Annotated in this window: 18 protein-coding genes, 2 tRNA genes and 1 pseudogene; 5 read left to right on the plus strand and 16 right to left on the minus strand. The window is 72.1% G+C overall.

Annotated features, from left to right (window positions below; translation table 11 throughout):
- Nucleotides 1-13 precede the first annotated feature (13 nt).
- Both ACZ418_RS15545 and ACZ418_RS15550 read left to right on the plus strand, forming a co-directional pair.
- Nucleotides 14-487 (plus strand): PPOX class F420-dependent oxidoreductase, encoded by a 474-nt coding sequence (locus ACZ418_RS15545; protein ID WP_468362530.1) that lies wholly within the window; start codon nucleotides 14-16, stop codon nucleotides 485-487.
- Nucleotides 488-575: 88 nt separating this feature from the next.
- Nucleotides 576-686: pseudogene (locus tag ACZ418_RS15550) on the plus strand (PPOX class F420-dependent oxidoreductase); the annotation flags it as partial.
- Here the strand turns inward: ACZ418_RS15550 and ACZ418_RS15555 are convergent.
- From ACZ418_RS15555 to ACZ418_RS15590, 8 genes are all read right to left on the minus strand, one after another.
- Nucleotides 687-1,451 (minus strand): TetR/AcrR family transcriptional regulator, encoded by a 765-nt coding sequence (locus ACZ418_RS15555; protein ID WP_468362532.1) that lies wholly within the window; start codon nucleotides 1,449-1,451, stop codon nucleotides 687-689.
- Between the two features lie 103 nt (nucleotides 1,452-1,554).
- On the minus strand, nucleotides 1,555-3,771 hold the full coding sequence (locus tag ACZ418_RS15560; RefSeq protein ID WP_468362534.1) for a mannosyltransferase YkcB-related protein: 2,217 nt from the start codon (nucleotides 3,769-3,771) through the stop codon (nucleotides 1,555-1,557).
- Nucleotides 3,768-5,258 carry a bifunctional glycosyltransferase family 2/GtrA family protein gene (locus tag ACZ418_RS15565; protein WP_468362536.1) on the minus strand — a complete coding sequence of 497 codons (1,491 nt, stop codon included), beginning with the start codon at nucleotides 5,256-5,258 and terminating at the stop codon, nucleotides 3,768-3,770. The genes ACZ418_RS15560 and ACZ418_RS15565 overlap by 4 nt, the downstream gene beginning before the upstream one ends.
- Before the next feature lie 14 nt (nucleotides 5,259-5,272).
- Nucleotides 5,273-6,931 (minus strand): ATP-binding protein, encoded by a 1,659-nt coding sequence (locus tag ACZ418_RS15570; protein WP_468362538.1) that lies wholly within the window; start codon nucleotides 6,929-6,931, stop codon nucleotides 5,273-5,275.
- Nucleotides 6,928-7,668: a response regulator transcription factor gene (locus ACZ418_RS15575; protein WP_468362540.1), complete on the minus strand. Its 741-nt coding sequence runs from the start codon at nucleotides 7,666-7,668 to the stop codon at nucleotides 6,928-6,930. The genes ACZ418_RS15570 and ACZ418_RS15575 overlap by 4 nt, the downstream gene beginning before the upstream one ends.
- Nucleotides 7,669-7,820: 152 nt before the next feature.
- A complete protein-coding gene (locus ACZ418_RS15580) occupies nucleotides 7,821-8,696 on the minus strand; it encodes a DUF2797 domain-containing protein (protein ID WP_468362542.1) in 876 nt (291 codons plus the stop codon).
- A 64-nt stretch (nucleotides 8,697-8,760) separates the two neighbouring features.
- Nucleotides 8,761-8,934, minus strand: a complete 174-nt coding sequence (locus tag ACZ418_RS15585) for a helix-turn-helix domain-containing protein (protein ID WP_468362544.1) — start codon at nucleotides 8,932-8,934, stop codon at nucleotides 8,761-8,763.
- Nucleotides 8,935-9,059: 125 nt separating this feature from the next.
- Entirely contained in the window at nucleotides 9,060-9,428 is a 369-nt protein-coding gene (locus ACZ418_RS15590; protein ID WP_468362546.1) for an HGxxPAAW family protein, read from the minus strand.
- Nucleotides 9,429-9,518: 90 nt separating this feature from the next.
- Here ACZ418_RS15590 and ACZ418_RS15595 point away from each other — a divergent pair, with 90 nt between their 5' ends.
- Nucleotides 9,519-10,010 carry a MarR family winged helix-turn-helix transcriptional regulator gene (locus ACZ418_RS15595; RefSeq protein ID WP_468362548.1) on the plus strand — a complete coding sequence of 164 codons (492 nt, stop codon included), beginning with the start codon at nucleotides 9,519-9,521 and terminating at the stop codon, nucleotides 10,008-10,010.
- Nucleotides 10,011-10,119: 109 nt separating this feature from the next.
- Here ACZ418_RS15595 and ACZ418_RS15600 read toward each other — a convergent pair.
- Nucleotides 10,120-10,192: transfer RNA gene (locus ACZ418_RS15600), tRNA-Arg, on the minus strand.
- 204 nt (nucleotides 10,193-10,396) lie between these two features.
- Nucleotides 10,397-10,487: transfer RNA gene (locus tag ACZ418_RS15605), tRNA-Ser, on the minus strand.
- Between the two features lie 286 nt (nucleotides 10,488-10,773).
- Between ACZ418_RS15605 and ACZ418_RS15610 the strand changes: the two genes are divergently transcribed.
- A complete protein-coding gene (locus tag ACZ418_RS15610; protein WP_468363195.1) occupies nucleotides 10,774-11,139 on the plus strand; it encodes an SSI family serine proteinase inhibitor in 366 nt (121 codons plus the stop codon).
- 513 nt (nucleotides 11,140-11,652) lie between these two features.
- The gene (locus ACZ418_RS15615; protein ID WP_468362550.1) at nucleotides 11,653-16,218 is read left to right on the plus strand and encodes a PAS domain-containing protein; all 4,566 of its coding nucleotides are present in this window, start codon (nucleotides 11,653-11,655) and stop codon (nucleotides 16,216-16,218) included.
- 310 nt (nucleotides 16,219-16,528) lie between these two features.
- On the opposite strand, the gene ACZ418_RS15620 is transcribed toward ACZ418_RS15615, so the two are convergent.
- The 6 genes from ACZ418_RS15620 to ACZ418_RS15645 form a co-directional block, all read right to left on the minus strand.
- Nucleotides 16,529-18,205, minus strand: a complete 1,677-nt coding sequence (locus ACZ418_RS15620; protein ID WP_468362552.1) for a long-chain fatty acid--CoA ligase — start codon at nucleotides 18,203-18,205, stop codon at nucleotides 16,529-16,531.
- 106 nt (nucleotides 18,206-18,311) lie between these two features.
- On the minus strand, nucleotides 18,312-18,905 hold the full coding sequence (locus tag ACZ418_RS15625; RefSeq protein WP_468362554.1) for a SigE family RNA polymerase sigma factor: 594 nt from the start codon (nucleotides 18,903-18,905) through the stop codon (nucleotides 18,312-18,314).
- 216 nt (nucleotides 18,906-19,121) lie between these two features.
- A complete protein-coding gene (locus tag ACZ418_RS15630) occupies nucleotides 19,122-20,288 on the minus strand; it encodes a lipid-transfer protein (RefSeq protein ID WP_468362556.1) in 1,167 nt (388 codons plus the stop codon).
- The gene (locus ACZ418_RS15635) at nucleotides 20,285-20,758 is read right to left on the minus strand and encodes a MaoC family dehydratase (protein ID WP_468362558.1); all 474 of its coding nucleotides are present in this window, start codon (nucleotides 20,756-20,758) and stop codon (nucleotides 20,285-20,287) included. Before ACZ418_RS15635 ends, ACZ418_RS15630 begins: the two co-directional genes overlap by 4 nt.
- A gap of 1 nt (nucleotide 20,759) precedes the next feature.
- Nucleotides 20,760-21,695, minus strand: coding sequence for a bifunctional MaoC family dehydratase N-terminal/OB-fold nucleic acid binding domain-containing protein (locus tag ACZ418_RS15640; protein ID WP_468362560.1), 936 nt, complete (start codon nucleotides 21,693-21,695; stop codon nucleotides 20,760-20,762).
- Nucleotides 21,696-21,950: 255 nt separating this feature from the next.
- Nucleotides 21,951-22,268, minus strand: a complete 318-nt coding sequence (locus tag ACZ418_RS15645) for a hypothetical protein (RefSeq protein ID WP_468362562.1) — start codon at nucleotides 22,266-22,268, stop codon at nucleotides 21,951-21,953.
- Nucleotides 22,269-22,490 lie beyond the last annotated feature (222 nt).

Here is a 22,490-nt window from a genome sequence, read left to right on the forward strand (position 1 = left end):
CTAGGCTGCCCTCATGGCACCGAACATCGCTACCAACACCCGTGTGTCGCTGGACGAGCTGCTGGACTTCGTACGACCCCGTCACCGGGCCCTGCTGATCACCCGCCGTGCCGACGGCGGACCGCAGGCCTCCCCGCTGACCTGCGGGGTCGACGACTCGGGGCGGATCGTCGTCTCCACCTACCCCGAGCGCGCCAAGACCCGCAACGCCAAGCGCGATCCCCGGGTGAGCCTGCTCGTCCTGAGCGACGAGTGGAACGGCCCCTGGGTCCAGATCGACGGCACGGCCGAGGTCATCGACGCGCCGGACTCGGTGGAGCCACTGGTCGAGTACTACCGCAACATCGCCGGCGAACACCCCGATTGGGACGAGTACCGGGAGGCCATGGTCAAGCAGGGCAAGTCCATCATCCGGGTGACACCACAGCGGTGGGGACCGGTCGCCACGGGTGGGTTTCCGGCGCGGCTGGTGGCCGACGATCGATAAACACCGCTCAACCCCATCCGACGGACGGAGTCCGGCGCAGCGCCTCGAAGCCTGCGCAGCAGTGCGAGAGGCGCAGACAAGAGGGGCCCGGGAAGCGATGGTCAAGCAGGGCAAGTCCATCATCCGGGTGACACCACAGCGGTGGGGACCGGTCGCCACGGGTGGGTTTCCGGCGCGGCTGGTGGTCGGTGGGGAGTAGTCAGTCGCGGCCGACCATCGCCTCGATGCCGGCGATCAGCAGGTCCAGGGCGAAGGTGAAGTCGCGGTCCAGCATCTCGTCGACCGTGTCCCCGCCGCGGGCCGCCATGAGGTCCTTCGACTCCTCGACGGCCTCGGCGGTCCCCGGGGCCTCGGTCACCAGGGCCATGGCCTGCTCGTAGTACTCGTCGGGGCTCAGCCCGGTGTCCGCGATCCGGGCGAAGAAATGGCCCTCGATCGTGCCGAAGCCGTACACGAACTGGAAGACCGCCGAGATCGCCCCCATCACCCCGTGCGCGGGCAGCCCCGCCCGGCGGACGACCCGCTGGACCGCGCGGGAGAACGCCAGCGAGTTCGGGCCGATGTTGAGGTAGCGCCCCGCCAGCGGGGACAGCCAGGGGTGGCGCACCAGCAGCGCCCGGTACTCGGTGGCCAGCCCGCGCAGCTGCTCGCGCCAGTCCTCATCCGCGGCGTCCGGATCCGGCAGCCGCAGCTCGCCGAAGGCCGCGTCCAGGGCGAGTTCGAGCAGGTCGTCCTTGGTGTCGACGTACCAGTACAGGGACATCGCGGTGACGTTCAGCTCCGCGGCCAGCCGCCGCATGGAGAACTTCGCCAGCCCCTCGGCGTCCAGCAGCCGTACCGACACGGTCGTGATCCGCTCACGGTCGAGCCCGGAGGGCTGCCCGCCACCGCTACGACCGCTCCGGCGGGCTTTCGGCTCCAGCCACACACTGGCCCGCGGCGACCGACCTGCTTCCTTCGCCACCGGCGCACCCTTCTCGATTCCGGCCACTGGTCCAACCTAAGGGGCGCGGGGCAGCATCGATATGCGCCTACCGCCGCGTGGGGCGCGACCGTCGGCCCGTGTGTCAGCTCCGCTGCGTCAGGTCGTAGAAGGTGGCCGAACCGACCGTGACCTTCTTGAAGTTGCTCTCGACCCACGAGGTGATCCGGGACGACGTACCGCTGCTGCTGCCGCCCATGCCACCCCCCATGCCTCCGCCGGCGATGAAGTAGTGGATCCTCCCTTCCTCGACGTACTTCTTGAACTGCGCGAGCGTCGGGGACGGGTCGGTGCCGTTGAAGCCGCCGATCGCCATCACCGGGTCACCGGTGGCGAGCTGGTAGCCGGCCGCGTTCTGCGAGCCGATGGACGCGGCGGCCCAGGTGTACCGGGAGGCGTCCTTCTCCAGCAGCTCCTTGGCGGCGGAGGAGACGTTCGCGCCGTTCAGCAGGCCGCCGGCGCCACCGCCGCCGCCCATGCCGCCTTCGCCCATCCGGCCGGCACCGGGGAAGCCGTTGCCGTTCTGGCCCTGGCCCTGCGTATTGCCGTTGCCCTGCTGCTGGTTCTGGCCCGGCATGCCGAAGCCGCCGCCCGGGAAGCCGTTCCCGTTCTGCTGCCCCGGCCCCGGCTGCCCCTGCTGCCCCTGCTGCCCCGGCAGCGCACCGCCGAAGCCGCCGCGCATACCGCCGCCGTTGCCGCCAGCGGGCCCCCGGCCGCCGCCGAAGCCCATCGTGCTCGCGCCCGCCGGACCGGCCGTCGGGATGGAGCCGGTGTGCGCGGAGTCCACCGTGCTGAGGGTGTACGCCGTCGGACCGGCGAGCGCGGCCACCAGGCCCACCGCCGCCGCCCCGAGGGCCAGCTGCCGGGAGATCCGGCCCGCGAAGATCAGGCCCAGCGCGGCCGCCAGACCGCCGATCAGCACCAGCCACTTCAGCCAGGGCAGGTAGCTGGAGGTGCGGTTGAGCAGGACGTATCCCCAGGTCGCCGCGGCCACCACGGACGCGGCCAGGGTGATCGACGCCCAGGTCTGCCTGCGCCGCTCCCACAGCAGCCCGGCGCCCATGCCGACGACGGCCGCGAGGTAGGGCGCGAGCGCCACCGTGTAGTACTGGTGGAAGATGCCCGCCATGTAGCTGAAGACCACCATGGTGATCAGCAGCGAGCCGCCCCACACCAGGAACGAGGCCCGCGTCACGGACGTCCGCTTCAGCTTCCGGGTGGCCACCAGACCCGCGACCAGCAGGATCAGCGCGGCCGGGAGCAGCCAGGAGATCTGGCTGCCGATCTCGGAGTTGAACATCCGGTCCCAGCCGGTGGCGCCCCAGCGGCCGGAGCCGTTCCCGCCGCCACCGCCGCCGACGCTGCCGGTCTCGTCGCCGTTGATCCGGCCGAGGCCGTTGTAGCCGAAGGTCAGCTCCAGGAAGCTGTTGTTCTGCGAACCGCCGATGTAGGGGCGGGAGGAGGCCGGCCACAGCTCGACGATCGCGACCCACCAGCCGCCGGCGACGACCAGCGCGACGGTCGCGAGGCCCAGCTGGACCAGGCGCTTGCGCAGCTTCACCGGACCGCACACGGCGTAGACGATCGCCAGCGGCGGCAGGATCAGGAAGGCCTGCAGGGTCTTGGCGAGGAAGGCGAAGCCGATCGCGGCCCCGGCCGCGACCAGCCACCTCGTCCGGCCGTCCTCCACCGCGCGTACGACGAAGTAGCAGGCCAGCGCCATCAGCAGGGCCAGCATCGCGTCCGGGTTGTCGAACCGGAACATCAGCGCGGCCACGGGGGTGAGCGCGAGCACCGCGCCCGCGATCAGACCGGCCGCGGGGCTGAACCGACGCCGTACGGCCGCGTACACGGCCGCCACCGTGCCCACGCCCATCAACACCTCGGATGTGAGGATCGCCCACGAGTTCAGGCCGAAGATCCGCACCGACAGCTCCATCGGCCACAGGAAGGCCGACGGCTTGTCGACGGTGATGGCGTTGCCCGCGTCCAGCGAGCCGAAGAAGAACGCCTTCCAGGACTTGCTGCCCGCCTGCACGGCCGCCGAGTAGAAGGAGTTGGCGTAGCCGGAGGCGCTGAGGTCGTACAGGTAGAGCAGGAGGGTGGCGGCGAGCAGGCCGAGGAAGGCCGGGCGCGCCCAGCGGGGGTCCTCGGGGCGGCCGCGCCACAGTCTGCGGGTGAACGGCTGCCCGGGCCCACCGGCCGCCCGTTGCGGGGTCGGCTGGGATGCGGGGTGCGGGGGAGCGGTCGGGGGCGGGCCCCACACGGTCGTACCGCTCTGCTGGTCGTACTGGGTGGTCATCGGGGATCCCCCGGATCGGTGTCGTGAGGGCGCACCGGCTGCAGTCGCATGGTGGCGTCCCTCCAGCTGCCGTCCGCGGCTTCACCGGCGCGGACCTGGGTGGCCGGCGGATACGGCTGCTGGTACGGCACCGGGCGCTGGGGCAGCGGTGCGTACGGAGCGGTCGTGCCGTGCGGCGGGGTCGTGCTCGTGCTGTGGGTCGGTGAGGAGAGGGTGTGGGAGGCGACGGCCGTCGAGCCGGTGCCGGACTCGCCGCGGTCCGGGAACACCCAGGCGCGGAAGAGCAGGAACCGCAGGACGGTCGCCGCGAGGTTGGCGGCGATCAGCACCGCCAGTTCGGTGGAGTGCGCCGGGTTGTCGCCGGCCGCGTTCAGGGCGGCCAGGGAGCCACTGGTCAGGACGAGTCCGATGCCGAAGACGACCAGGCCCTGCGCCTGGTGCCGTACGGCGCCGCCCCGGCCGCGCACCCCGAAGGTGAGCCGGCGGTTGGCGGCCGTGTTGGCGATCGCCGAGACCAGCAGGGCGAGCGCGTTGGCGATCTGGGAGCCGGAGAACTGCCGGAAGACGCTGTAGAGGAGGAGGTAGAAGAGGGTGGACAGGCCGCCGACGACGCAGAAGCCGACGAGCTGACGGGCAAGTCCCGTGGGGACGTTCGTCAGTTCGCGGTCGCGCGGGTCGTCGCCGAAGGGCCGGGTGAGCCGGTCCAGCGGGAGTGAACCGGTGGCCAGCGCCTTGCCGATCCGCCAGACGCCCTTGAGGTCGTCGGTCGCGGTCTTCACGATGTGCACGGTGGAGTCGGGGTCGTCGACCCAGTCGACCGGCACCTCGTGGATCCTGAGCCCCGCCCGCTCGGCGAGCACCAGCATCTCGGTGTCGAAGAACCAGCCGGTGTCCTCCACCAGCGGCAGCAGCACCTGCGCCACATCGCGCCGGATCGCCTTGAATCCGCACTGGGCGTCGGAGAAGCGGGCCTGGAGCGAGCCGCGCAGGATGAGGTTGTAGGCCCGGCTGATGAGCTCCCGCTTGGGGCCGCGTACGACCCGGGAGGTGCGGGCCAGCCGGGAGCCGATCGCAAGGTCCGAGTGGCCGGAGATCAGCGGTGCCACCAGCGGCAGCAGGGCGTTGAGGTCGGTGGACAGGTCGACGTCCATGTAGGCGAGGATCGGCGCCTCGGACGCGGACCACACGGTCCTCAGGGCCCGTCCCCGGCCCTTCTGCTCCAGGCGGAAGTTGGTGACCTCGGGGATCTCCGCCAGCCGCGCCGCCACCAGCGGGGTGGTGTCCGTGGACGCGTTGTCCGCGATCGTGATGCGGAAGGCGTACGGGAAGGTGCGCGTGAGGTGCTCGTGCAGTCTGCGGACGCACGGCTGGAGGTCCTTCTCCTCGTTGTAGACGGGGATCACTACGTCCAGGACAGGCGTTCCGGCGTCTGTGGCCGGGAGGTGCTCCCGCGCCGGCAGGGTGCCGGGAGAAGAGTCGGTTCGCATGGGACCGACCTTCGTCAAGCCCCCTGTTGCGCCCATGTGGTGGCACTGTGCTGTGCCTGTGAGTGCGATCGCCAGTCCGTTTCGGGCGCGGGGCGCGGAACCGCGGGGGCGAGCGCGGGCAGATGGACGGTGAACACGGTCCGCCCGGGCACGCTGTCGACGGTGACGGCACCGCCGTGCGCGGCCGCGACCGCCTGCACGATGGCGAGCCCGAGGCCCGTCGAGCCGGTGGCCCTGGACCTCGCGGAGTCCCCGCGCGCGAACCGCTCGAAGACGTGCGGCAGCAGCTCCGGTGGAATCCCCTGCCCGTTGTCCTCGACGTCGACGCACATCCACGGCCCGCGCCGCTGCACGCGTGCGGTGACGGTCGTACCCGGTGGCGTGTGCTTGCGCGCGTTGCCGAGCAGATTGACCAGCACCTGCTGGATGCGTGCCGCGTCGGCGGACACGAGGGCGGGTTCCTCGGGCAGATCGAGCCGCCAGTTGTGGTCCATGCCGGCCGCCCGGGAGTCGCTGACCGTGTCGACGACCAACGGGACGAGATCGGTCTGCTCGAACTGCAGCGGCCGTCCGGCGTCCAGGCGGGCGAGCAGAAGCAGGTCCTCGACCAGGAGGGTCATACGGCCCGCCTCGGACTCGATCCGGCCGAGGGCGTGCCGGGTGTCGGGGCCGACCTGTTCGCGTCCGCGTCTGGTGAGTTCCGCGTAGCCCCGGATGGAGGCCAGGGGGGTGCGGAGCTCATGACTGGCGTCGGCGACGAACTGCCGTACCCGCATCTCGCTCTGCTGCCGGGCGTGCAGGGCGCCGTGCACATGGTCGAGCATCCGGTTGAGCGCGGCGCCGACCTGGCCGACCTCGGTGTGCGGGTCGCACTCGGACTCCGGGACCCGCTCGCTGAGGTTGACCTCACCGGTGTGCAGCGGGAGTTCGGAGACCCGGGTGGCGGTCGCGGCCACCTTGCGCAGGGGGCGGGTGGCGACGCCGACGATCACGGTCCCGGCAAGGGTGGCGGCGATCAGACCGGCGGCGGTGACACTGACCTCGACGAGGATCAGGGTGCTGATGGTGCCGTCGACCTCCGTGGTCGGCAGGGCGACGTAGAAGGTGCCGTTGTTGCCGTCGACGTAGCGCACCTGGTAGTCACCGAGGCCGGGGATGCCGGCACTGTGGATCTTGCCGTCCCTGGCGACGGAACCGAGTGCCTTGAGCTGGGCCGCGGTCAACGCCTTGGCGTTCATCTGCGGGACGTTGTTGTCGTCCTTGGACTTGTCGCCGACCTTGGCGTCGGTGATGACGCCGTTCTCGACCTTCGCCGCGATGGTGCCGCTGGGCTGCGGGCCCCGCGTGACGAACGCACGGAGGTTCGTCTCCTTGTCGGGAAGGGTCTGCTTGTCCTGTTGGTCCGGCGGGGCGTCACCGTTCTTGATCCCGCCCGGCGGCTGCCCGAAGCCGCCGGCCGCGCGCGCGGAGGCCTCCCCGAGCTGCTGGTTGAGCTGGTCGTACAGATGCGTGCGCAGCGCCACCGTGGTGACCGTGCCGATCACCGCACACACCACGGCGATCAGCACCACCGACGCGACGACGAGCCGGGTCCGCAGGGTGCGCGGCTGTCCGGCCCGTCGCTTCTGCCGCTTCTGCCGTTGCTGCGTACCCGTCCGTCGTCGCCCGCTCATGACACGGCGGGCTTGATCAGATAACCGGCCCCACGCCGGGTGTGGATCATCGGCTCGCGCCCCGCGTCGATCTTCCGCCGCAGATAGGAGATGTACAGCTCGACGACGTTCGCCTGCCCGCCGAAGTCGTACGACCACACCCGGTCCAGGATCTGTGCCTTGCTGAGCACGCGCCGCGGGTTGCGCATGAGGAAGCGCAGCAGCTCGAACTCGGTGGCGGTGAGGTGGATGGAGTCCCCGCCCCGCGACACCTCGTGGCTGTCCTCGTCGAGCGTCAGGTCTCCGACCACGAGCACGGAGTCGGACCGCCGGTCGGCGGCCCCGGACCGGCGGATGAGCCCCCGCAGCCGGGCCACGACCTCCTCCAGGCTGAACGGCTTGGTGACATAGTCGTCACCGCCGGCCGTGAGCCCGGCGATACGGTCCTCCACCGCGTCCTTGGCGGTCAGGAAGAGGACGGGCACGTCCGGCAGCTCGCGCCGCAGCCGCCCGAGGACGGTCAGCCCGTCCATGTCCGGCAGCATCATGTCCAGTACGACGGCGTCGGGCCGGAACTCGCGGGCGGTCTGGACGGCTCCCTGCCCGTCCCCCGCACTCCTGATCTGCCAGCCCTCGTAACGAAGAGCCATGCTCAGCAGCTCGGTGATCGACAGTTCGTCGTCCACCACAAGCACTCGGACGGGGCTCCCGTCCGGCCTCAGCAGTTCGGTGCGCCCCTGGGGCGAGGTCGTGGTCATGGTGGACACCTTGTCCGGGTCCTCTGAGAAGAGGCTTTCCCCGATCTGTGATTTCCCTGAGAAACACACAGGTATTTCTCAGGCAGCGCCTGGGAAGCGGGGTTCGGGGACGGTTGCGGGTCTTCGCCTTCGCCGCGGTCGCCTCGGAACCCTCAGAACAGCCCCTCCTGCGGTTGTGTGAACTCCCGGAGCGGAAAGGTGAGTCCGGCAGCGCCCGGAGCGGCCGGCGACATCAGCTCCCAGCCGGTCATGAGCCGGGTGTCGAGCACGACCACCCCGCGCTCGCCGACCGCCAGATGCAGATCGGGCCCGGCGGCCGCGACCAGTTCACCGCTGACCCCGCCCCCCGGGACGAGCCGCACCACTTCCCCGAGCGCGGAAGCAGCACCGGCCAACCCGAACACCCCGACGTGATCGGTGACTTCACAGGGCGCGGGCCGCAGGGACTCGGGCCATCCGCTGAGCGCCACGGCCCGCCCATGCAGCTCGCGCACCTCCGCCGCCCGCTCCTGCGCGGTCCCCGGCAACGCCGACCGCACCGCGCGCTTCTCGGCGTACGGAATCCGGTCCGGCACCTGGAGCGCGGCCCGCAGCAGCTCCTCGGTACGCCGGGCGGCCATCAGCGGGCCGGTGCCCAGCCAGCTGAAACAGACGGCGCCCTGCTCCAGCAGCCGGGCGGAGCCGCGCTCGGCCGCGGTGATCCCGACCTTCACCATCCCGGGCCCGAACCACGCCAGATACACCCGGTACGGCCGCGGGTCGTCGGCGATCGTGTCGGCGGCCACGGAGTGCGCCCGGTCCAGCCGCGCACACTCCTTGCACCGGGCGCCCGTGCTCCGCGCCGGCACGACCGCCCCTGTCGGACAGGCGTGCCCACGGGCACCCACACACTGCCGGGCACTCCTCTCCGGCACGACAAAGGCGACCCGCTTCCCCCACGGCAGCACACTGCGCCGCCCGCCGTCCCACACCAGCACCGGACCCTCGGACGACCAGCGCAGTCCCGTGCACTTCCATACGTGTGCCATCACTCGTCAGGGTATGGGCGGGGTCTGACAACGGGTTCCGGGCAGCGGGCGTGGAGCGGAACGGTTACGGCAGGACGTACACCGGCACCCCCTCCGCCGCGACCCCCACCTGCCGCACGCACCCCCGCTCGCTCAGCATGCGCACGCAGTCATGGACCCGGTCGAGCGTGAGCCCCGTGAGCTCCGCGACCTCCTCCAGCCGACAGTGCACCGGCTCCCGTACCAGCAGCCTCCGCACCCGCGCCCCGTGGCCGCGAAGACAAAGTCGTTGACGTCGATCGCGTCCTGCTCGTACATCGAGCATCACCTCCACCCCGGAAGCCAGGGACAGCGATCACCAACTTCCTTTCGTCAAGGGCACATTCACTCGACAGGTGACAGAGGGATCGATTCCGCACCCGTCGGCCGCCCCGCCGCCGCAGGCACCACCACTGCCCGCCGCCCCCGTCCCGCCAGCCGGCAGCTGACGCACCCGGGATGCCCCTGCCGGGCGTGTGCATCCCGCACCCGCATCCCCCACTGCCCGCGCGGCCGCACCCCCGGCGGCTTGCCCCAGCCGGCCAGATGCAGGACCCAGGTCACGAGAACGCTCACGGCCACGACGACGAGCCCGCCCGCGGCCAGCGGCAGCGAGGCCGTGCACACCCCCAGGCCCACCACAGCGCTTCCCACCGTCGCGATGCCGAAGCCGGTCCAGCCGGCGACCGTGTGACCCTCGTCGTACAGACTCATACCGCACCTCCGGGAAGGAGCTTCAGAATTCCCTCACGAACTAAGAAGTTCCCTCACCCGAATATCTCACGAGCTAAGGGATTCCGAAAGATGCACGGCACGCCGCGACCACCCGCCACTCCGGCCCAGGCGCTGTCGGCGATGGACCACCTCATCGCCGCCCACCTGATCGGACAGCAGGAGCTGGCCCGGCGGCTGGACCTGAACGTCACGGACCTGACCTGTTTCGCCTTCGTCCTGGAGGCAGGCGACGACCTGCTGACGGCCGGCGACCTGGCCGCCCGCGCCCACGTGACCACCGGCGCGGTGACCGGCATCCTCAACCGCCTCGAACGCGCCGGCTATGTCACCCGCCGCCCCGACCCCGCGGACCGCCGCCGGGTCCGCGTGGCCGCCGTCCCGGATGCCGTCACCCGCGTGGAGGCGGTGTACGCGGGCCACTACAAACGCCTGACGGCCCTCTTCTCCGACTACTCAGCCGAGGAACTGGCGGTCATCACGGACTGGTTCACCCGGGCCACCGCCCTGGCGCACGAGTACCTGGAGAAGCTGAACCGGAACGATCCCGAAGAGGAGTGCTGACCCCACCGGCCCGGTGGACCAAGGAGTGATCGGCACTTCGGACCGTGTTGATGTCAGCGGTTGATGTCAAAGGCCCCTCAGGATGATCCTGAGGGGCCTTTAACCTGTGCGCACTCGGCAGGATTCGAACCTGCAACCTTCTGATCCGTAGTCAGATGCTCTATCCGTTAAGCTACGAGTGCTTGTTCTTTTGTTCTTGTCTCCGTTTCGGTCCTTTCGGCCCCGTCCCGGCGACAGGAAGAACATTACATGACTGCCGCCGACATGTGAAATCCGTTTGGCGCACCCCTTGTGACCTGCGGAAACGTCTACAGACGGGCTGAGGGGTGGCGGAGGGCGGGAACGCCGAAGCCCCGGTCCTGGGGACCGGGGCTTCGGGATCGGTGCGGAGGCGGAGGGATTTGAACCCTCGATGGGCTTTAAGACCCAAACCGCATTAGCAGTGCGGCGCCATAGACCGGACTAGGCGACGCCTCCAGCACAACCGCTCACGCGAGCGCGCGAGTGGTGCGTGCAGATGATGACACAGCCGAGCGGCCTGTCACCAATCGCCCCCCACGGTACTAGGCAGTCGGGCCGCAGGGCAAAGGGCTTCTGTCCGGCGCGGCGCGGGACGCAACGTCCGGGGGGCTGGGACGTTGGGCAGGGCATGGTTTTTCTTCTTCAGCGGTGGTGGCGTGTACATGGCCGTGGCTCGTCCGTCCTCGCCGGCGTATCCGCCCTGGTCACCCTCTCCGCCGTGCCTGCCGTCGCCGCGCCCGTCATGCCGCCGCCCGTCCGGCCCGAGGACCGGGCCGGTGACCACCTCACCGTCGTCGTGCGGCATGCCGGGGCCGGGCAGGACGGGACGTACGAGCTGTTCTGTCATCCGGCCGCCGGGAGTCACCCGGACGCGGCGGAGGCCTGCCGGGTGCTGGACGAGCACACGCAGTGGGGTCGGGACCTCTTCGCCCCGGTGGCGCCCGGCACCATCTGCACCGTGCTCTACGGCGGACCGGCCACCGCCCGGGTGACCGGGACCTGGGCCGGACGCAGCGTCCATGCCGCCTACGACCGCAGCAACGGATGCGAGATCGGGCGGTGGGACCGGATGGTGCCGCTGCTGCCGAAGCCGGGCTCGGCGACGTAAGCCCGGGGGTCCGGCTCCCCGTAGACCCGTCAGCCCTGGGGCCCCGTACATCCGTACGCCCGCCGACCCTTCCGTCGACCCACGGGCCCGTACGCCCGTCGGCCAGCCGACCCGTCGGCCCCCACCAGCCAACCACTCCGCAGGTCCAGGAATCCGTGCGGCCCACCGACCCACCGACCTGCCACCCACCTACCGGCTCACCAGCCCGCCGCAACCCGCCCCACCAGCACACGCGCCCCGCAGGCGCCCCCCTCCCCACTCCACCCCCGTGGATCACAGATTCCCCAGCGAAATCACCGGTCCCGTAAAAGTCCCGCGAAGGTCTCGCGGAGTCCGAGGGCGTGGCCGGCGGGTGGTGGCCGGTTCGGTGTCACTTCGTCGTGGGACCTCGCTCTCATCCGGCGTCGCGAGCGCAACGTCTGCCCTTAGACTCCCTCGCGTGACACGTCGCGGGCCGGTTGGCAAGATGGCCCGAGCGGTCGGCAAGGTGCGGTAACAGGGAGGAAGCGTCTCGTGAGCAGCAGGCCATCCCGAGGCGCTGCTCGCCTCGCAGCCATACTCGACGCGCTGCCGGACGCGTTGGTCCTGGTCAACGCCAACGGAACCGTCGTCAACGCCAACACCATCGCGCTCGAGGCATTCGAGGCACCCGGTACGGCACTCGTGGGGCGTGGGCTGCTCGATCTGCTGCCCGAATTCGACTCGCGGCTGATCCCCGGGTCCATGCGGCGGCCCGATCACATGGATCCGCATGGGCGGACCAAGCCCACGCGCATGGTCGCGCGGCGCACCGACGGGTCCGAGTTCCCGGTCGAGGTCACGAGCGCGAACCTGGAGAACGGGCAGCAGGCGTACGACGGTTACGGCTACACGGGTGACGAGCTGCTGATGATCGTCGTCCGGGACCTGTCCGGGACCGTCGACACCGAGGCGGAGCTGGCACGCTCGCAGCGGCAGACCGAGATGATTCTGCGGGCCGCCGCCGAGGGTGTCGTGGGGACCGACACCGACGGGCGGATCGTGCTCGTCAACCCGGCCGCCGCGCAGATACTGGGGTACCGGGCCGGCGAGCTCGGCGGCAAGGAGCTGCACACGCTGGTGCTGCACTCGCGCGCCGACGGGTCGCCGTTCCCGTACGAGGAGTCGCCGCTCGCCGACACCCTGCGCTCCGGGCGCAAGCACCGGGTGCGCGGGCAGGTGCTGTGGTCCAAGGGGGACGAGAGGGTCTCGGTCGATCTGACCACCGCGCCCGTGCGCGACGGGGACCAGCTCGTCGGTGCCGTGATGACCTTCACCGACCGGCGGCCCTACGAGGCCCTCGCCGAGGAGAAGGCCGCGCTGGAGAAGGCGCACGCGCAGGAGGTCGAGCGGCTCTCCGAGGAGCACGCCTCCGATCTGACCGCGCTGCGCCAGCAGCATGTGACCGAGATCGAGGAGCTGCGGGAGAAGCACGCCGAGGAGCTCGGGGCCGGCGAGGAGCGGTACGCCGCGCTCGCCGAGCGGGAGAAGGACCGGTACGAGGCTCTCGCCGGGCGGCACGAGCAGTTGCTGACCCTGCTCGGGCAGTCGCTGCGCGGACCGCTGGAGGAGCTGCGGCGCGAGCTGGCGGCACTGGCCGCCGACGACGCCGGGCAGCTGTGGCCCGAGGCCAACCAGGTGCTGCATCACCTTTCGGCCGGATATTCGAGGATCACGACGCTCATCGACAACGTCCTCGGGTACCAGCGGCTGGACGCGGGCGCCGAGGACATCACCCGTACGAAGGTGCTGCTGGACACCGTCGTCGCCGCCGGTGTCGACGGGGCCGTCGAACTGATCGGCCCGGGACGGGTCCAGTTCGCCGTGCACGCGCCGCCCATCGAGGCGGAGGTCGACCCGCAGCGGCTCGCCACCGCGCTGGCTCATCTGGTGGCGGACGTCGCCGGTGTCGACGCGACCGGCAACTCGCCCGTCTCGGCGGGCGGTTACCTGGACAACACCGTCGTGGTCGCGGCCGCGCAGCGCGGTGAGGTCGCGCGGATCGAGGTGCGCGGGCCGTACGCCGGGGGAGACGCGGTGCACGAGCCGATCGTGCGCGGGATCGTACGGGCCCACGGCGGCGTGCTGCAGACGCATGAGGTGCCGGGCATGAGCGGCAGCGCGTATGTGCTGGAGGTGCCGCTCGGCGGTGGCGCCGGCACGGTCGCGGGCGCGGGGCAGGTGCCCGCCGCTGAGCTTCCGGCCGCCGCGCCGAACGCGGGCGGGCAGGGCTCCGGCGCCGGTGAGGTGGCCGTGGTCGAGACCGGTGCCGCCGAGCAGGCCGCCGGTGGCGGACGGCGGCGGGCCCGGCGGTCCTCCACCGACGCCTTCCTGGAGAGTGACGTTCCCGGTGCCGGCCAGGCCGGTGAGACCGACGCTCCCGCGCCGACCGGGCGCCGCCGCAGGCGGGCCGGCGCGCCCGCCGACGAGACGGGCCCGGTACCGGCCGAGGCCGCGGAGGCCGTGGAGGCCGCGTCCGGGGGTACCGGGCGACGCCGTGGGCGGCCCGCCGAGGGCGACACCGGTGCCGCTGTGAGCGAGGGCGCGGTGGTGACTGCGGCCGAGCATGCCGCGGGGGCCGCCGCCTCCGGTACGGGGCTGGGGCCGGCCGTGCCGCCGCAGGGCGTGCCCGCGCCGGCGGGCCGACGCGCCCGCCCCGACTCCGGCGCCCCGCAAGCCGCCCTGCCGCCCGCGCCCGCACTGCCGGCGGCCGGCAGCGAGCCGACGCCGGGTGCGCAGGCCGCTGCGGGTGCGCAGGCCGTTCCGGCCGAGGGCGGGCAGCCGACCGGACGGCGCCGGCGTGCGCTGGCCGCCGCGGCGGAGCGTGCCGCCGCCCAGGAGGCGGGCGCGCGCACGGTCTTCGCCCTGCCGCCGGCCGAGGCCGACCGCTCCCCGGAGTCCGCGGACTCGGCGCACGGAGTGGGTACGGTTCCGGCGGCCGGTGGCCTTCCGGGTACCGGTGTGCCCGTGGGGCCGGGGGCCGCTGTGCCGGTCGGTCCGGGTGTGGGTGTGCCCGTCGGCCCGGGTATCGGTGGTGCCGGTGCCGTTCCGGGCGCTGCCGAGGGGCAGCCGCAGAGCGTCGGCCCGGGCGCCGGACAGGTTGCCGGTCCCCTTCCGGTTCCTCCCCAGGCCTCCGGTCCGGCGCCGGTGCCCGCTCAGCCGCCCATGTCCGGCGCGGGGGTACCGGGTGACGACGGCCGGCACGACGCCGTACCACTCGACCAGACCGCGGACCACACCCCGCCGCAGCCGCATCCGACCAGCGCACCGACCGGCCGGCGCCGCCGGGCCGCGGCCCAGCCGGTGGATCCCGCTCAGGGACAGCTCACTCCCGCCCAGGCCGCTCCCGCCCAGGCCGCACCGACCGTGCCGGGGCAGGTGACTCCCCCTCAGGGGGTTCCGGTCGCTCCCGGGCAGGCCGGGCCGCACCCGGCGGGGACGCCGACGCCCGGTCAGGGCACTCCGGTTCACGGCATTCCGGCGCAGGGTACGGCCGGACAGGGCATCCCCGTTCAGGCCGGTCCCGCGCAGCCGCCCGCTGCGGCACCCGGCGCCCCGGCCGGTGCCTCCGCGCCCGGTCAGCAGACGGCCGTACCGCAGGCGCCCGTACCGCACCCCGCCGTGCCCGCGCACGACACCGCCGGCCGGCCGGTTCCGGGGGCTCCGGGACAGGCGGTCCCGGCCCAGCAGCCCGCCGCGGCGGCGACCCCGACACCGCCCGGTGGTACCCCGGGCGCCCAGCCGCTGCCCGCGGAGGCCGGTGCCGGACCGGTGCCGACGGCCGGCCCGGCGCCCGGCGTGCCCCAGCAGTGGCCCGGCGCCGATGACACCTCCGGTGCGGGCACGCCCGTACCGCAGACCGGCACGCCGGCCGCCGGCACCACGCTCCAGGCGCCGCGGCCCGCGCAGCCGTTGCTCGCCGAGGGTGCCGCGGTCGACCCGAACTCGACGCAGGGCCGGTCGATCAGCGTCCGTACGCTCGGTCAGGGTGTGCCGTTCTCCCGGCAGGCCGCTCAGGTGCAGCAGCCGACGGCGACCCCGCCGCCGCACGCGCCGGGCGGCTCCGGCCGCCGGCGCAAGCTGGGCACGCCGCCCGACCCGGCCAAGCGCCCGGAGCAGCAGCCGCAACCGGCGGCCGAACAGCCGACGACCGCGCATCCGTCCCTGGCCGGGCAGTCCCGGCTCGCCCCGGGCACCGAGGGCGCCGGACGGTCCTACGCCATAGGCGCGCCGGACGCCGACGCCGCCGAGGGCCCCGAGCCGCTGGACGGCCCCGGGGGTGCCATCGAGATCGCGGACACCCCGCGTCCGCAGCCGCTCGACGACGAGCTGCCGCCGGAGCCGCTGGACAACCCGCGCCGGCTGCTGGTGTGGCCCGCGCCGGACGTGACGACCCAGCAGGCGCTGAGCGACCGCGGCTACCGGCCGGTGATCGTGCACTCCCGTGAGGAGGTCGACGCGCAGATCGCGGCGTTCCCGGCCGCGCTGTTCGTGGATCCGCTGACGGGGCCCATCACGCGTACGGCCCTGCAGTCGCTGCGGCAGGCCGCCGTCGCGGCCGAGGTGCCGGTGCTGGTCACGGCCGGGCTCGGGCAGGCGACGCGCGAGGCGGCGTACGGCGCCGATCCCGCCGTGCTGCTGAAGGCGCTGGCGCCGCGGGACAGCGAGCAGCATCCGCCGCGGGTGCTGCTCATCGAGGAGCACGCGGAGATCGCGCTGGCGCTGACGGCGACGCTGGAGCGGCGCGGGATGCAGGTGGCACGGGCCGCGAGCGACAACGACGCGGTGACGCTGGCGGGGCAGTTCCGGCCGAACCTCGTGGTGATGGACCTGATGCAGGTGCAGCGCCGGCAGGCCGGTTTCACCGGGATCATCGACTGGCTGCGCGCGAACGGGCAGCTCAACCGCACCCCGCTGGTCGTCTACACCGCCGCGGTCGACCAGGCCGACCTACCCCGGCTGGCCTCGGGCGAGACGGTCCTGTTCCTCGCGGAGCGGTCCACGAGCGCGGAGGTGCAGAGCCGGATCGTGGATCTGCTGGCCCGGATCGGCACCAACTAGCTCAAACACGAGACATGGCCGTCGGGCTGCCCGGCGAGGACGTCGGCGCGGCGGAGAGCGGCGACAAGTTCGGCTCGTACGTCCTGCTGTCCGACATCGACCACAACGGCGGGGGCGGACCTCGCCGCAGCGGCGCGTGTGGCGGCTGCGCGGCGCGGCCACCGGCTTCACCGCCACCGGTGCGAAGAGCTTCGGGCCGTACGACCTGGGACGCGCCGGGGGCGACCACTCCTTCGGGCAGGTGCTCGGCGGCTGACGCGGGACGCGCGCGCCGGGCGGCAAGCCCCGCTGCCCGGCGCGCCCGGTGGTGTCACAGGACGGTGACGTCCAGCTCCCCGTCCGCGTACCGCCTGCGCAGCACCTTCTTGTCGAACTTGCCCACGCTCGTCTTCGGCACCGACTCGACGATCGTCCAGCGCTCGGGCAGCTGCCACCGGGCGATGCGCCCCTCCTCGGCGAGGAAGACGCGCAGGGTCTCGAAGTCGGCGGTGGCGCCCTCCCTCAGGACAACCGTGGCCAGCGGGCGCTCGCCCCACTTCTCGTCGGGTACGGCGACCACCGCGGCCTCGGCGACGTCCGGGTGGGACATCAGCGCGTTCTCCAGCTCCACCGAGGAGATCCACTCACCGCCGGACTTGATGACGTCCTTGGCGCGGTCGGTGAGGGTGAGGAAGCCGTCGGGGGAGATGGTGCCGACGTCACCCGTCTTCAGCCAGCCGTCCTCGCTGAACTTGTCGGCGGGGCGCAGCGGTTCGGCGTCGGGGCCGTTGTAGTAGGCGCCGGCGATCCAGGGGCCGCGCACCTCCAGCTCGCCCGCCGACTCGCCGTCCCAGGGGAGGCGCTCGCCGCCGGGGCCGGTGAGCCGGGCCTCGACGCCGGCCGGGAAGCGGCCCTGGGTGAGGCGGTAGGCGAACTCCTCGTCCGTGCCGACCGCGTGGGCCGGGGGACGGGAGACGGTGCCGAGCGGGGACGTCTCCGTCATGCCCCAGGCGTGGCAGACGCGCATGCCGAGCTTGTCGAAGGCCTCCATGAGGGAGGGCGGGCAGGCGGAGCCGCCGATGGTGACCTGGGTGAGGGAGGAGACGTCGCGGGGCCGGCCGTTCAGCTCGGCGAGCAGGCCCTGCCAGATGGTCGGGACGGCCGCGGCGTGGGTCGGCCTCTCGCGTTCGATCATCTCGGCGAGCGGTGCGGGCTGGAGGAAGCGGTCCGGCATCAGCATGTTGACGCCGGTCATGAAGGTGGCGTGCGGCAGGCCCCAGGCGTTGACGTGGAACTGGGGCACCACGACCAGCGAGGTGTCCTGGTCGGTCAGGCCCATCGACTGGGTCATGTTGACCTGCATGGAGTGCAGGTAGATCGAACGGTGGCTGTACACCACACCCTTGGGGTCGCCGGTCGTGCCGGAGGTGTAGCACATGGCGGCGGCCTGGCGTTCGTCCAGCTCCGGCCAGTCGTACGTGGTCGGCCGGTCCGCGATCAGCTCCTCGTACTCGTGGATCCGGGCGTGCGCGCCCTGGAGCGGGGAGCGGTCACCGGGGCCGGAGACGACGATGTGCTCGACCGTCGGCAGCTTGGGCAGCAGCGGGGCGAGGAGCGGGATCAGCGAGCCGTTGACGATGACGACCTTGTCGGCCGCGTGGTTGACGATCCACGCCAACTGCTCTGCGGGCAGCCGCAGATTGAGCGTGTGCAGCACCGCACCCATGGACGGAATCGCGAAGTAGGCCTCGACGTGCTCGGCGTTGTTCCACATCAGGGTGGCCACCCGGTCGTCGCCCCGGACGCCGAGTTCGTCGCGCAGGGCGTTCGCCAGCTGCACCGCGCGCACCCCGGCCTCGGCGAAACTGCGCCGCTGCGGCTCGGTTTCCCCGGTCCAGGTGGTGATCTGGGACCGCCCGTGCACCAGTGTCCCGTGCGTCAGGATTCGGGTGACGGTCAGCGGTACGTCCTGCATGGTGCTCAGCACGGAGTCCTCCCGGGGCGACATTGCCTACGCGGTGGTAGAGGTTGCGCTGATTCTGCTCACATACCGCGCGGTATGTCACTAGGGGGCGTGTCACTCGGGAGAAAAGTCAGGGAACGTCCCGGGCCGGCTAGCGCACCAGTCCCAGCTCAGGATCCTCACGCAGCTTGGCCAGCGCACGCGACACCGCCGACTTCACCGTGCCCACCGACACCCCGAGCACCTCGGCGGTCTGGGCCTCACTCAGGTCCTCGTAGTAGCGCAGGACGACCATGGCCCGCTGCCGCGCTGGCAGTTTGGTGATCGCCCGCCACATGGCATCGTGCAGCGCCTGTCGCTCGGCCGGGTCGTCGTCGCCCGGCACGGGCTCCGGCTCGGGCAGCTCGTCGCAGGTGAACTCGTCCACCCTGCGCTTGCGCCACTGCGAGGTCCGGGTGTTCAGCAGCGCCCGGCGCACATAGCCGTCCAGCGCCCGCTGGTCCTCGATCCGCTCCCAGGCCACATAGGTCTTGGCGAGCGCGGTCTGCAGCAGATCCTCGGCGTCGCTCAGATTCGCGGTGAGCGAGCGGGCGGTGCGCAGCAGGACCGGCTGACGAGCGCGCACATACGACGCGAACGTCGGATATGTCGGAGTCTCCCCGCCCGGCCGGAGCCGGGGGTGCGGGAGGGTCTGCCGCCTTGGTGCGGCGGCGGCCGAGGCGCTGGTGCAGACGGGTGTGGTCATGGCCCCCACGCTAGGAGTGGACCCCCCTGCGGCGGATCGCCCCCAGGTCCCGAAGCGGCGTCCCCCTCAGGTTGTAGGGGTGGGGCCGGCTCCACCTCCTGAAGGTGGACGGCGGGTTCACCCCGTGTGCGGGTACGACCCTGACTCCGCCCCGATCAGACCTGGCTCCGCCCGCTGGTCCGACCCTGAGGCCGGACGGGCCCGGCGGGCCGTCGGTCAGTCGTCGGCCGTCAGGATCAGCCCCGAGGTGGGCACCCCGGTGCCGGCCGTCACCAGGGTCCGCCTCGCGCCCGGTATCTGGTTCACCGCCGTGCCCCGCAGCTGGCGCACGGCCTCCGCCATGCCGTTCATCCCGTGCAGATAGGCCTCCCCGAGCTGGCCGCCGTGTGTGTTGAGCGGCAGCCGCTCCTCGGCCACGAAGTCCGCCGCCTCCCCCCTTCCGCAGAACCCGAACTCCTCCAGCTGCATCAGCACGAACGGGGTGAAGTGGTCGTACAGGATCCCCACATCGATGTCGGCCGGGCCGAGTCCGGACGACCGCCACAGCCGGCCGGCCACCGCGCCCATCTCCGGCAGGCCGGTCAGATCGTCCCGGTAGAAGCTGGTCATCTGCTCCTGCGCCCGGCCGGCGCCCTGGGCGGCCGCCGCGATCACGGCCGGGGGATGCGGCAGGTCCCGGGCCCGCTCCACCGAGGTGACGACGATCGCCTGCCCGCCGTCGGTCTCCTGACAGCAGTCCAGCAGCCGCAGCGGCTCCACGATCCAGCGGGACGCCGCGTGATCCGCGAGCGTGATCGGGCGGCCGTGGAAGTACGCCGCCGGGTTGGTCGCCGCGTACTTCCGGTCCACCACGGCCACATGCCCGAACACCTCCGGCGTCAGCCCGTACGCGTGCAGATACCGCTGGGCCGCCATCGCCACCCAGGAGGCCGGCGTGAGCAGCCCGAACGGCAGCACCCAGCCGAGCGCGACGCCCTCCGCCGACGGCTCCCGGTGCTGCACGCCGGCGCCGAATCTGCGGCCCGAGCGTTCGTTGAAGGCGCGGTAGCAGACCACGACCTCCGCCACGCCCGTCGCCACCGCGAGCGCCGCCTGGAGCACGGTCGCGCAGGCCGCACCGCCGCCGTAGTGCACCCGGGAGAAGAAGGACAGCTCGCCCATCCCGCAGGCCTGGGCCACCGTGATCTCAGGGTTGGTGTCCATGGTGAACGTCACCATGCCGTCCACGTCCGCCGGCGCCAGCCCCGCGTCGTCCAGCGCGGCCCGCACGGCCTCCACGGCCAGCCGCAGTTCGCTGCGCCCGGAGTCCTTGGAGAACTCGGTGGCCCCGATCCCGGCGATCGCGGCGCGGCCGGCCAGGGTGTCGCGGGCCCGGGGACTCATGAGCGGGCCTCCGCGTCCGCGTCCGGAACCGGGTCCTGGTCCTGGTCCGTAGGGACCGTGACCGTCACCGTGCCCGTGACATGTCTGCCGAGGGCGTTGGTGCCGACGACCCGCACGGTGGCGGTGTCGCCGTCGACCGCCTCGATCGTACCGGTCAACACCATGGTGTCGCCCGGATAGTTGGGCACCCCGAGCCTGATGGCGACCTTGCGGAGTAGGGCCGTCGGGCCGAAGTGGTCCGTGATGTATCTGCCGACCAGGCCGTTCGTCGTCAGGATGTTCATGAAGACGTCCGGTGAGCCCTTCTGCCTGGCCGACTCGGCGTCGTGGTGCACGTCCTGGTAGTCCCGCGATGCGATCGCCCCCGCCACGATCAGCGTCCGCGTGACCGGGATCTCCAGCGGGGGCAGCTCGGCGCCCGCCGTCGGTGCCTGGGCCTCGGTCTGGGACTCGGTAGGCGTGAAGTCCATGTCAGGCCTCGCCCTCGCCGTGGCCGTCGACGACCCGGAAGACCGGCAGGACCTGCGCGCCCTCCGCATCCTCGTAGGTGCGGAACTCCACCTGGACGGGCAACCCGATGCGCACCTTGTCGTACGGCACACCCCTCACATTGCTCACCATCCGCACGCCCTCGGCAAGTTCGATGAGGCCGACCGCGTAGGGCGGGTCGAAGGCCGGGAAGGGCGGGTGGTGCATCACCACGTACGAGTGGACCGTCCCCTCGCCGCTCGCCTCGACCGTGTCCCAGTCCAGGCAGCCGCACGCGTTGCAGCCCGGCAGCCAGGGGTGGCGCAGGGTGCCGCAGTCCGTGCAGCGCTGGATGAGGAGTTTGTGCTCGGCCACGCCCTGCCAGAAGCCGGCGTTGTCCCGGTTGACCACCGGACGGGGGCGCGGGGCCGGGGGTTTCCGGCGGGCGGGGGCGTACTTGAGGATGCGGAAGCGGTGCGTGCCCACCAGGTCGCCGTCGACGCGGACGTCCGTGCGGGTCGTGACGAAGTAGCCGGTGCCGAGCTTCGTCGTCTTGCGGTCGGAGACCGACTCGATCACCGAGTCGAACGTGACCTGGTCACCCGGGCGCAGGGGCCGTGGATACTCCTGCTCGCAGTCGGTGGCCACCACGGCCGTACAGCCCGAGGCGTCGAGGAGGGACAGCAGCTCGTCGTAGGCACCCGTGCGGCCCTCGTGGCCCGAGAGGCCGCCCATCGTCCACGCCTGCAGCATGGTGGGCGGGGCGATGGCGTCCGGGCCGGAGTAGGCCGGGTTGGCGTCGCCCATGGCCTCGCACCAGTGCCGGATCATCGGCGCGTTCACCGGGTCCTTGCCCTTCCCGGCGACGGCGGCCGGCAGTCCCTCGTACGCCTTGAGCCGCGCACCGAGCGGGTCGGTACCCCTCTCCGCCGTGCTCATCGCCGCCCCCTCGTCATCCCGAGCCGCTTCGTCGCGACGCCCAGCCGGCCGTCGGCACCGATGCGGCACAACAGGGCGCGGTCGAACCTTCCTGACTGTCCGTCAGATCGTGGTGGGGTGTCAAGGCCGCGGCCGGCGCAGAACGGGCACGGGAAAACGCCTGCGCGGCGGCACCGAAGTACCGCCGCGCGGACGTGTTACGACCCCGAAGCACACCCCGCGAGCACCCTCACCGGGAGGGACCTCGCCCGAGGCTCACCACAGGCGGGTGAAGTGGATGGCCACGTTCTCGTTGCCCTGCTGGATGGCCGTCCAGACGGAGCCCCTGACCTGGGCGGTGTTGCTCTGGTTCGAGGCCCCGTTGCCGACAGCGTTCTGCTGCGTGGTGGACGAGTTGCCGTTGTTGTTGTGGCCGACTCCGCTGCCGATGATGCCCGCCACACCGGTGTTGGCGCTCGATCCGTTGTCCGCGAAGGAGCCGTTGTCGGCGGCCGCAACGCCGCCGAACAGGGCGGCTGCGAGCGGGAGCGCGGCGACGGCGGCGAGAACGCGGGCGGTACGGATGCTTGCCATGTTGTTCCTCCAGAACCGAGAACTCTGCGGCCCTAGGGCCGGAAGTACGTGAAGTACGGCTTGCGCCAGGGCAGTTGGCCGACCGCTCTGACTGTCGTGGACGACGTCGCGAGATCAGAGTTGCCCACCGGATCCCCGGCGAACCACCCCGGAAGATCCGATTCGCACGCAAGCGTGATGACAAGTCGATAAACCCCCATCACCACCTTTCGCCACTTCACC

This window comes from Streptomyces sp. NPDC030820 (genome assembly GCF_055572075.1).